Origin of the sequence: Iamia sp. (assembly GCF_035575815.1) — a bacterium.
Classification (GTDB): Bacteria; Actinomycetota; Acidimicrobiia; order Acidimicrobiales; family Iamiaceae; genus Iamia.
Genome location: NZ_DATLXO010000143.1, coordinates 1 through 10,675, shown reverse-complemented (window position 1 = coordinate 10,675; position 10,675 = coordinate 1). Strand labels below are relative to the sequence as shown.

Annotated in this window: 7 protein-coding genes and 2 pseudogenes; 1 reads left to right on the top strand and 8 read right to left on the bottom strand. The window is 69.2% G+C overall.

The window, feature by feature from the left end:
* The 5 genes and pseudogenes from VNL12_RS14980 to cas3g all read right to left on the bottom strand — a co-directional run.
* Nucleotides 1-195, bottom strand: a pseudogene (locus VNL12_RS14980) (CRISPR-associated protein Cas1); the annotation flags it as partial.
* A 5-nt stretch (nucleotides 196-200) separates the two neighbouring features.
* Nucleotides 201-1,700: a type I-G CRISPR-associated protein Csb2 gene (gene csb2 / locus VNL12_RS14975; protein ID WP_325595744.1), complete on the bottom strand. Its 1,500-nt coding sequence runs from the start codon at nucleotides 1,698-1,700 to the stop codon at nucleotides 201-203.
* Nucleotides 1,697-2,659 (bottom strand): type I-G CRISPR-associated RAMP protein Csb1/Cas7g, encoded by a 963-nt coding sequence (cas7g, locus tag VNL12_RS14970; protein WP_325595743.1) that lies wholly within the window; start codon nucleotides 2,657-2,659, stop codon nucleotides 1,697-1,699. The genes csb2 and cas7g overlap by 4 nt, the downstream gene beginning before the upstream one ends.
* Complete coding sequence (gene cas8g1, locus VNL12_RS14965) at nucleotides 2,656-4,971, bottom strand: type I-G CRISPR-associated protein Cas8g1/Csx17 (protein WP_325595742.1); 2,316 nt, start codon at nucleotides 4,969-4,971, stop codon at nucleotides 2,656-2,658. Before cas8g1 ends, cas7g begins: the two co-directional genes overlap by 4 nt.
* The gene (gene cas3g, locus VNL12_RS14960) at nucleotides 4,968-7,421 is read right to left on the bottom strand and encodes a type I-G CRISPR-associated helicase/endonuclease Cas3g (RefSeq protein ID WP_325595741.1); all 2,454 of its coding nucleotides are present in this window, start codon (nucleotides 7,419-7,421) and stop codon (nucleotides 4,968-4,970) included. The genes cas8g1 and cas3g overlap by 4 nt, the downstream gene beginning before the upstream one ends.
* 768 nt (nucleotides 7,422-8,189) lie before the next feature.
* Between cas3g and VNL12_RS14955 the strand changes: the two genes are divergently transcribed.
* A complete protein-coding gene (locus VNL12_RS14955; RefSeq protein ID WP_325595740.1) occupies nucleotides 8,190-9,662 on the top strand; it encodes an HNH endonuclease signature motif containing protein in 1,473 nt (490 codons plus the stop codon).
* Between the two features lie 63 nt (nucleotides 9,663-9,725).
* Here the strand turns inward: VNL12_RS14955 and VNL12_RS14950 are convergent, their stop codons facing one another.
* From VNL12_RS14950 to VNL12_RS14940, 3 genes and pseudogenes are all read right to left on the bottom strand, one after another.
* Nucleotides 9,726-9,893 carry a hypothetical protein gene (locus VNL12_RS14950; protein WP_325595739.1) on the bottom strand — a complete coding sequence of 56 codons (168 nt, stop codon included), beginning with the start codon at nucleotides 9,891-9,893 and terminating at the stop codon, nucleotides 9,726-9,728.
* An 84-nt stretch (nucleotides 9,894-9,977) separates the two neighbouring features.
* Complete coding sequence (locus tag VNL12_RS14945) at nucleotides 9,978-10,193, bottom strand: ribbon-helix-helix domain-containing protein (RefSeq protein ID WP_325595738.1); 216 nt, start codon at nucleotides 10,191-10,193, stop codon at nucleotides 9,978-9,980.
* 114 nt (nucleotides 10,194-10,307) lie between these two features.
* A pseudogene (locus VNL12_RS14940) lies at nucleotides 10,308-10,675 on the bottom strand (hypothetical protein); the annotation flags it as partial.

Genomic DNA, 10,675 nt, shown 5'->3' with positions numbered 1-10,675 from the left:
CAGAGGCGCCCGGCCACCCTCCTTGTCGACGGCCCGGTGGACCCAGCGGCCCTCCACCGTGTCGGCGTTGTCGGCGAAGCGCGACTGCACCCACTCGAGGAAGAACAGCCGAGGGCAGTAGCAGAACTCGTTGAGCATCCGAGCCGGCACCAGCTCCGGCACATCGGGACTCGCGGTGGTGTCGGATGCGCTCACGCTGATCAGTTCTTTGGGCGGAACAGGCCGAGGCCGTAGTGGCAGAGCCCTCCGAGAGCGAGAGGGCCCTTCAGCGGCTGGTCGAGGTGGACCTCCAGCCACACCGCCTCCCGTGCGTCGCGCATGCGCTGTTTCAACCGATGGCGCCGGTACCGCTGCGCGGCACCTGGTCGTTCGTCGTCCCCGAGCCCGCGGAGGTCGATTAGGCGAGCAGCGAAGCCTCGGTGCTTCAGCTCTCGATCGATCTGATCGATGAGGAAACCCTTGTAGTAGCTGCCGAACCGCTCTCCGATGCGCTGGCCCTTGCGCTGGTGGTGGGGCGGGATGAAGGGAGTGCACGAGACCCAGTGGCTACTGCTCCTCACCAGGCCAGGCGCAAGCTCGTCGATCTTGCCGAGCTGCGTCAGCAGCACGCGCGTGGGGAGCAGACCTCGCACGACCGGCCGACCAGCGGTGTCCACCTCGACGTGGTCCTTGGACCCTGGCGCCTTCTTGGACAGCCGCAACTCGGTGACCTGGCCCAAGGCCGCTGACGTCGCAGGATCGAAACCCTCCTTCGCCCACACCACCACTTGTTGAACCTGCTTGGCCCCGGGATCGCGGGGCAACGGCCAGACGTGGGCGTGCCGATGTTGATCGGTCCGGCGTTCCGAGCTATCCGCCGGATGCCCCGTCAGGACCGGGGGGGCGGGGCTACCGGTCAACCTGGTGTAGCCCTTCTCCGCGGCGGCGAAGAAGAGGTCGGCGACGGCGACCGCGAGTGTGGACGACGGCGGTGGCCTTCCCGTGGCGGAGAAGACCGCCGCGTTGATCTCGGGAGACGGGGTATCGGACGCCGGAGACAGACCCGAGCTCGGACGCTCCTCGACCGGGCTCTGGTAGGGGATCTGGACCATGCCGGGCGGCTGGCGCAGCCTTTGCTTGCGCATGCGGTCGGTCGTAATGGTCAACGCATTGATGTCGAGTGGCCGAACTGGCGCGGCCACCTGCATGTCTCCCGTCTCCGTCGGAGCGAGGGTGCGGCCGCCATCGACCGGCGCCGTCATCGTCGTCGATGCGGTGCAGACGCTGTCCGCGCGTCCGAGGAACGGGAGTCCTTCCACCAACGAGGCGAGGACGGCTGACGGACCGGGCAGCAGATCTGCCTCAGGCCATGAGAGGGTCAACGGCGCCTCTGGATGGACTGCGACGAAGGCATCGAGGACCTTGTCGATCGACGGCTTCATCGGGCCGGAGAGGTAAGCAGCGTCCGGGTAGTAGTGGCGAGTGGCCGACCCGGTCCACGGCGGGAGGTGGTAGACGGGCGGCGCCGAGATGGCATCGAGAGCAGCGACCACGTCGTCGTCGTCGAGCTCGGGCATCCGTTCCTTCCACACGGCGTAGAGCGCGCGGGCGAGGCGCCATGGCGAGGGAGGCCACTCGATCGCACCCTCGTTGACGTGCCGGTCCCACGGAGTGGCGTGGTAGCGGCCGAGAGGGAAGGTGATCTCAACCGTGATCGTCACGGCTTCGACCTTCCGCTGCTCCACCGGACCGTCAGCGGGACACCGGGTCCGATGAGCTCGCCGCTCGCCTCGATGCCCTCCCGGATCCGAGCCGTGAGCGTGTCGGCCTCGGGCAGGTCGACGTCGGCCCCTTCGATGACCGTCAGGTCGCACGCGGTCCGAAGCCGTAGGCCCCCGTCGAGGAGGGTGCGGACCTCCCAGAGGGCGACGGACTCGAGGAGATCACGACCAGCCGCCGGGAGGCCGAAGGAGTCGAGCAGGGCGAGGTCGAGCACGAAGGTGGCGATGATCTCCTTCGCCGTGTACTCAGATCGGGAGAACGGCACGCTGCCGTAGCCCTCCTTGGTGCCTCCGTCGGACCTGTCGTTGATGGAGTGGCGGACTTGGTCGCGCTTGACCCCTCCTGACACGGCATCGTGGATGCCGTGCGCCTCGATGGAGGCGGTCAGGGCCCGGGTGACCTTCGGTTGTCCCGGCCACTTGCTGTCGGCGAAGAACACGCCGTGGATCAGGCAGAAGGGGTCGAGCGCGAAGACGGCTCTGGCGATGGTGCGCGGGGCAAGTGGTGTGTCGTCCCTCAGCTCCAGACGAGACTTGATCTCGTCCACCATTGACGTGCCATCGGCGGTCATCGCGCTCTTCACGAAGGCGGAGGCGAGGCGGTGCGACTCCGTGCGCGACGAGGTCAGGTAGCGGCCGTCGTTCTCGGCGACGACCTTGACCCACGGAAGTCCGTCGACGACCGCATTGGGCGCCTGTTCTGCGAGGTCCCAGGCCGTCCCTTCGAGCCGGTTGGCCATGGACTGGTTGGACTCGACCAGGAGGCAGCGTTCCGTCCCCCCGTCGGGGTTGGGACGATCGAAGACGGCGGCCCCGAGGTCGGGGAAGCCTGTGGGCTGGAAGCGACTGCCTGCGATGGGCTCGAGTGGGACCTTGATGATGCGGCGGGCCGGGCTCATTGGGCGACTCCTTGGTCGATGCGGAGATGGGTGGTGGCCAGGTCGGCCAGGTCGCGGAGGTTGGTGGGGACGAGGAGAGCAGCCAGGGTCGAGGTGTTGCTTGACGGGCGCCGGGCTCCGGCCTCTGCGACCGCCTGTGGATCGAACGCTGGCTCGAGCCCTGCAGCGGCGTAGCCGGAGCTGACCTCACGGGCCAGACCGAGAAGCTGGCTCGCGTTGGCCTGTCGCAGGCGGCCGGGCCAGCTTGGACGGACGACAGGGGTGAGGACCCGACGGGATGGTGCGGGGGCCTCGTCGGTGGCCTCCGGCAAGGGCCGCGTGCGCCGAGGGCGGAGCGGGGCCTGACCGAACCACGGGGCAAGAAGGCGCCAGAGGGGAGCGGGGGTGGCGTACTTGGAAAGGGCAGGCTCAGCGAGGGCTGGTGGCACGTTCATAGGGGCGAGGAGCAGAAGCGCCTCGAGCCAAGTGGACAGTCGCTTTGCGTCGAGCTGCTCGCCGGCAAAGCGTTCGACGACGTTGCGCGAGGCGCGCGGATCGCGGGCGCCTGCCGTGTTGGCGGGATGAACCGGGAACTGCGGTCGCACTCCCTTGAAGGGCGGGCCCTCGGTGTCCGGAGCGGCGGGCCCGGAGCGGGCCCGGAGCACGAGGACGTCGGCCAGCACATCGATGACTGGCCGGCTGCCGAGTCCGGGCACCACGGCGCCCTTCATTCGGAAGGCGTCGATCCGGCCGAACCGGTTGACGGTGATGGGACGCAGGAACTCGCGCAACGAGCGTTCGGGCTGACGGTGCCCGCCCGGCCGATCCCACCGATCGTGCCCCGAAGCGAGGAGTAGCGCGATCTGGAACTCGGGGTCAGTCACCGTTGAGAAGTGGTTCGTCCAGGCGGTGGTCAGGCCCGGCACTGGGTCGATGCCGGTGGTGTCGCGAAAGCGGGTCGAACGACTCACGGCTCGTTCGGCCGCAGCAACTGCAAGGAGCAGTGCCAGCAACCGGTCGATCGTTGATCTCTCGGACGCGTGGAACAAAGCCCGGTTGACCTGGTTGCGGGCAGACCTGATCGCGGCGGGGACCTTCGCGTCGCCGCCCCGGTTCAGGCGAGAGATCCAGCCGTCGAGCTCGGCCGTCAGCCGGACGGCCTGATCCGAGCTCTTCCCGACCACGACCGATCCGACAGGGATGGCGGCCGGGGACTGGCCGTTGCGCTCGAGAAAGGCGTACCGCTCGAAGGCGGCGATCCCTCGGTCGATCCCGAGCGTGCGGACGGCCCTCAGGAAGTCCGTGCCGTCACGTGCTTGGCGGTCCCCCCACGTCGCTCGGCCTTCGCTCAGCACCGACAGGAGCTCGGCCGCTGACCAGGGGCGCCGCCAAACCGGCATCCACATCTCGCCCTTAGCTGGCTCTCCCCCGGTCGCCGACGCGTATCCCGCCGCGGCGGGGGCGACGGTGAACGGCGCCGAAGCCTGCGCTCGTTGCGAGCCGAGGCGACGCGTGGCGGTGGCCCCGAAGCCCATCGCCCCTTCGAGCGAGAGGACGTAGATCCACGGGTTGACCCTCTCCGGGGCGGAACCCGACCGTCCGAGGTTGGCACCGCCGACTCCCTGGTAGTCGTACTGGCCGGGCGTCGACCTCACGCCGGGCACCTCGGTCCCGAGTAGGAGCTCATCCAACCATTGGTCGGGGTGGTCGGACTTACCCGGATCGAGGATCCGCTGCAGGTGCTCCATGTAGTTGATCACCAGATCGAGGCGTCCGATGTTCCCGCCGGTGCCGAAGATGGGTGGGTACGCGATGCCGTCCGCAGTCAGGGCGACAGCGGCGTCGAGGAAGGGCACAGCCTCGTCGGGCAGCGCGTTCCGGAGCTGCAGGACCATGGTGACCTTGTCCTTCTCGACGTTCGCCACCTGCCAGATCCGTGTGGCGACCACCTGACGGGCTGCGGCGACGACCCGCTGGAATGACGCGAGGCGCTCGGCCTTTGATCCCTCCACCCACGCGAGCTGCTCGGAGGCCCGACCGGCGGTGCCCGGTCGGAAGCCACCTTGGTCCGATCCGTTCCACGGAGCCACCAGCGGTGTGGGTCGGTACCGGTCCAGCAAGAAGGACCGGAGATCGTCGAGGGAGAGCGCCGTCGAGAGGCTGAAGGACTGCCCTGTCCACCAGCTACGGATCGTGGGGTCGGCCTGCTCATTGATGATCCGGAACAGCCCGAGCGCGGCGAGATAGGAGGAGAGCGGTCGGGTCCGGAGCCCGGGTAGATCGAGACCGAGTGGCGACGGGGGCTGGAGATCGGACGGAATGAAGTCGGTCATGGCGTGTCCCTGTAGCTGGCACTCACTCGCCAGTCCGCCACGCGCACCAGGGCTTCGAGGTGGGCGAGGCGGAAGACTCCGAGATCGGGTCGGTCACGGAGGGACGTGGACATCTCGACCCATGAGCCCTTGGTCGCACCCAGCTCCATGACCTCGAGGTCCATCGTGCAGTCGGGGACGACGACCCCTCCGTACTCACCACCACGGAGCAAATCCCCGTCGTGGACCCCGAGCGCGGCGCGGCCGCCAGCGACCGACGGCTCTTCGCCGGGGAAGGAGCGGATCGACATGCGGACCCGGCCGTGGTGGGCGGCGACCAGGTAGACGGTGAGGTCCCGGTCGACGTCGTCGGCCAAGACGATGCCAGCATCGCCGAGGAGCGCGAGGGCGGAGGCTAGCTCATGACGAAACGCCCGCCGGCTGTGGTGGGCCTTGCCGTTGCCCCCCGACTTCGCCCACGGCCCGGGACCGTCCGGTTCCGCGCCCGAGGCCGCAGTCCGGGCGAGCGTGGCCTGGAAGACGTCGTGCGCTTTGCCCAGGTCGTGCCATCGACCGGCGGCCACGGCGCTGGCGGTGAGGTCCTCGCTCAGGTCCATCGAGCCGAGACTCGTGATGAGTTCTTGGACATCGCTGCCGACGTCGGTCAGGTGCCGGTCGAGTGTGATCCATTGCTGGTAGTCAACGCTGGCGGGATCGCTGCCCAGGGTCTCGTCGACCGGAGCCAGTTGAGGCTCCTTTCCGTGGGTGACGGACTCGACCGTCGAGGTGATGGCTAGGTCCCATCCCCGGTCGGACGCGTAGCCGCCTTCTGATCGGTCGGCGATGTAGATGTGGCCCGGTCGAACGGCATCGGCGCTAGCCCGGACCCACTGGTGTTGCCGGCGCCGGCCGGCTTGGAGGTCACCGTCGAGGTAGTCGAGCCTGATGAGCCGTCGTCGCTTCTTGAGCCACGTGCGCAGCTCACCCACCGGCACGGGGCACAACTCCTCGCGCTTCGGCGTCGAGGAATCGACGGGCTGGTCCTTGTCGTCGAGCTCCCGCCAGCAGACCCGCGCATCCAGGTCTTCGCCATCGCGAAGATAGGGAACGATGTCGAGATCGTCCCCGCCGAGGTCGGGAGCCGTGTCGAACAGGCGGATCAGATCGGCGCGACGCAAGACCTGGAAGTGCTCCGGAGCTGGTTCGTCGGCGCCGACATCGGCCAGCTCCTTCGTCGTGATGGTGGTGCCCGTGAGCTGATCCAACGCGTGGGTGGCGGTTTCGATCGCGGTCTCGTCGTAGGGCAGGGCGGACAAGGATGGATCCCAATACACGCACGGGATCTGATCGGCGGGCGCGTCGAGTCGGACCTCGCCGGCGCGGTTGCACCGCCCGGCCCGCTGGACGATTGACGACCAGGGGGCCACCTCAGTGAACAAGTTGGCCGAGGAAAGGTCGACGCCCGCTTCGACGACCTGGGTCGAGACGACGATCGAGCCGTCGGGGCCGGGAACTGCGAGCGCCCGGTCGAGCGCTGCCCTTCGGTCGTCGGGCCGGAACCGCGAGTGGATCAGGTGAGCGTCGGTGACGCCGGCCTTGATCACGGCGGTGTGGAGCGTTCTGGCCGTCTCAACGGTGTTGACCACGATCAGCGTGCGGGTGCCGGGTCGATGATGCGAGACGATGGCGGCGGCGCGGAGCCGGGCCAGCTCCTTCTTGTCGATTTTCTCGTCGCGTTCAGGGACCCAGCGTTCGAAGCGCCGGGGTGCGTTGAGCCGTCGAAGCAGCGCGGGAGGTTCGTCGCCGGGGGATAGGCGCAGCGGTGAGGCCACGGTCGGGGCGTCGACCGTGGCCAGGCGATCAGCGTGCAGCGTGGCTGACATCCAGGTGCTGGCGGTGGGGAGGGCGGTGCCCATTGACGTCCGGAAGGCCTGGAGCTGACGCGAGGTCACCGCTCCGGGACCCATGAGCTGGACCTCGTCGAGGATCCAGTGGGCATCGTTGTTGAGGAGGCCGAAGGTGACCGGCCACGTGAAGCGGCTCGATCCGTAGGCTCGGTTGAGCGCTCCGGAGAGGCCCATGTCGAGAGTGCAGACGACAATGGCGTCCTGCTCAGGGTGGAGCCGCCACTCGTCGCTGGTCGGCTCGCCACCCATGAGAGTGGCGAGGATGACCTCGTCGGAGAGGCCCAGCTTGGAGAGACAACCGCGGATCACGTCCCGTGTTTGCTCCACCAGGGTGCGCATGGGCAGGCTGAAAACGAGCTTCCGAGGCGTCGCGTGGCGAACTGCCGGAGAAGCATGGCGACGCCGATAGACCCAGGCGAGCACCACGGCCAGCGTCTTGCCGCAGCCGGTGGGGATCTCCACGGTTTCGGGCAGGCCCTCGTCAGCGAGTTGCTGCTGCCAGCGGTACGGCGCCGGATGTCCGGTCGCTCGCGAGAAGAGTTCGTCGAACGATGTCGTCGTCATCTCGTCCCGTCTCCCTGCGCCGAACAGCGGCGGCGTCCTCGCCCTGGTCGCACATCCTCATCCTGACGAGGGGGTGTGACACTGAGTGCGCCCGGAGGGACTGTAGCCACGACAGGTACTGTCGATTCCGGCTGCTCGACCGGCCCGCACCACGGGCACGTGGGCCAGTTCGGTGATCCAGGGTCGTCTTGGGCGGGGCAGGCCGCCTGATGGGTGGGATGCTGATGGCGCATGGGTTCCTCGGGTGTGCTGTCGGCACGGCGACGAGGAACATCCCGTAGGCTCATGGCTGGTAAGTCAGTGCCTCGGTGCTGCCCCCCGGCTCGGTCCCCTCGATGAAAGGGGGCCGAGCCGTTTTCGCGTTGTGCAGGTGATGCTGGACCGTACGGTGAGATCGAGGCGTCTGTCAATCAGAGTCTTCCACGGAGCCCTCGTATCTTCCTGCAACTCGTTTTCGGACGACTTGTCGTCCCGGGATGATCGGGGCCGCCCGGCACCTAGAGGCTTCCGCGGAGCCCCGTGTCATCCTGACCGCAATGGAGCCCTCCGCAAGGAGGGGGTGGTGCCGAGCGACCCTCTGCGGTTCTAGCAGCGAGCAACACCGAGACAGCAGACCGACGCCCATCCTGTAGGACTCGGGGAGTCATCCCGGCCAGACTGGCGGGGTGGCGATGGGGCCGAAGCGGGGCCTGGGGCAGCTCTCGATGGGGCGGCGCGCCCGACGACCCGGCATCCTCACTGTCACACCCCCCGGGTACGGTTGTTCTCATGACGACGGACCTATCACTCGGGGCGGCGCAGGAGGCGGACGTGGCGCGGCGCGCCTTCGACGACGAGCTGGCCGGTGTGGCCGGGGTGCGCAACGCCGCTGACGCCCGGTTGGTGGATCTGGTGGTGCGGGCCCTGGCCGAGGGCCTGTGGCAGGGGCACCGGATCCACACCCCGGTGCAGTGGCTGATGTGGCGGGCCGGGGTTTCGCGCTCGGTGGCGAGGCGGGTGGTGGCCTTGGCGCGGCGGGCCCCGGTGCTGCCGGTCACGATGACCATGTTCACCGGCGGGCGGTTGTCCTTCGATCAGGCCGCCACCGTGGCCCGCTACACCCCATCGGAGTACGAGGCGTCGGTGGCCGAGATGGCCCAGTTCGCCACCGTGGCCCAGATCGCCACCGCAACGCGGAGCTACGGCTTCGACACCGAGGCCCGGCCTGCGGATGCGCCGGAGCCGTCCCCTGAGGAGCCGGTCCTTCCACCCCCTGAACCCGAGGTCGACCGGGAGGTCGCCTTCGGCACTGAGGACTCGGGGCTGTGGTGGGCCCGGATGCGCCTCCCCGCCGATGAGGGCCTGGCCATGGAAGGGGCGCTGAGAGCGGCGCGGGAACGGCTCCACTCCGAGGCTCGTGCTGCGGCCAAGGCCGCCGCCCGGGCCGAGGGCCGGTCGACGAAGGACCTCGACGTGCGACCCCCGTCGTGGGCTGACGCGGCGGTGGGGGTGGCTCACTCGATCCTCGCCGGCGGAGCGGGTGGTGCGGAGATGGCGGCCCGGTCCCGGGTGCTGTTGCACCTCGAGACCCCCGAGGGTGATAGGGGTCAGGGGAGGTGGATGGGGTCGCTGCACCTGGGTGGTGTGCTGCCCGATGAGCTGCGCCGGTACCTGTCCTGCGACGGCGACGCCCAGATCGTCTGGCACACCAACGGGGCCCCGGTGAACGTGGGTCGCGCCCATCGCATCGTGCCCCGGCGCATCCGCCGGTTGATCGAGCACCGCGACCGCGGCTGCCGGGTCCCGGGCTGTGATCAGACCTACTGGTTGCAGATCCACCACATCGTCCACTGGGAGGACGACGGTGAGACCATCACCGCCAACCTCATCTGCCTCTGCTCAGCCCATCACCGGATGCACCACCAGGGACTGTTGGGCATCGTTGGCCACGCCGATGACCCGGAGGGGGTCACCTTCACCGACCGGTACGGCAACCACCTCAACGGCGCCACCCGGGCCCGACCCCCCAAGGCCACCGACATGCCCCAGGTCGGCGCCTACAAGTGCCCCACCGGCGAACGCCTCGACCGCTCCGCCGTCCACTTCAACCGCACCCGGGCCCCCGCCGACGACGCCGCAGCCGACGGGGGGCCCACCTCCGAGGGCGGTCCACCCGGCCGCCGCCGCCACGCCCACTGTCGCACCACCGGCCGGACCGACGCCGCGACCCCCGACGGATCACGCGCCCCGCCGGCCCCCTGACCTCGAACGATCGAGCGAGCTCCGCGAGCACCAGCCGCACCGCCATATCGGCCACCGCTTTGGTCACCGGTCGACCTCGGCGAGGGCCGCTTCGAGCTCGGCGTCACGTTGGGTCTGCATGCGGGCTGGACGCGACGCCGCCAAGTCCTCGAGGGCGCCTTGGCGGCCCACGTCGCGGAGCTCGCCGACTGTTGCCCGGTCGACCCCACCGCGCTCGGCCGGCTCGCCCACGGTGATCTCACCGGCGACCCGATCGGTGGATCGAGGTTCAACGATCGGCCGGCAACAAGATGAAGTGGCCGCCTTGGAGGGGGGTCATGGCTCGAAAGCAGCGCTCATCGAGGGTGAGGATCCATCGACCGACCATGACCCGATGCCGACGGACCGGGGCCAAGGCTGCTCCTCCTCGTCACCCGCGAGGGCCCGGATGCCGTCGCGCAGGAGCTCCGACTGGCTCTTGCCGGTCGCGTTCCGCAGGCGACGGAGCCGAGCGAGATCGGAGTCGTCGAGGTAGACCGATGTCTTGTTCACCCTACGTAGGGTAACGGGGGGGCGGGCAGCTCGACCAGGGAATGGGTCGGGGCGCCGTCCTGGTGCCTGCCGGCCGGTTTCCATCGGCGGCCCGGCCCGTCGGCGGGACGGTGGTCAGTCCTCGGCGCCGAGCCAGCCTTCACTGCGCTCGAGCAGCCACCGGCTGACCTCCATCGCCCGGTCGAGCTCGTTGCAGAGCAGCTCGTGCTCGCCGACGAAGACCTCCGACAGCGAGACCTCGACCCGTCCGACGATGCCGATGCTGCGATCCGCGGCGTCGGTGACCGACGCGAAGGAATCGATCGCCGAGACCTCGAGCGGGAGCTCGGTGCCGCCCACCCCGGCCAGCTCGGTGGCCAGCACCAGGAGGTCGGGGGAGTGGGCGAGCGGGGGCAGCGACCACGTGAAGTGCACCGGGAACTGGTGGAGGTCGGGCGGGTCGGCCCCCTCGTCGAGCTCCATCACCAGGTCCTCGAACGACA

Coding starts and splice junctions, on each gene's coding strand:
- cas7g (WP_325595743.1), bottom strand. CDS start 2,659: ATGAGCCCGGCCCGCCGCATCATCAAGGTCCCACTCGAGCCCATCGCA.
- cas8g1 (WP_325595742.1), bottom strand. CDS start 4,971: ATGACCGACTTCATTCCGTCCGATCTCCAGCCCCCGTCGCCACTCGGT.
- cas3g (WP_325595741.1), bottom strand. CDS start 7,421: ATGACGACGACATCGTTCGACGAACTCTTCTCGCGAGCGACCGGACAT.
- VNL12_RS14955 (WP_325595740.1), top strand. CDS start 8,190: ATGACGACGGACCTATCACTCGGGGCGGCGCAGGAGGCGGACGTGGCG.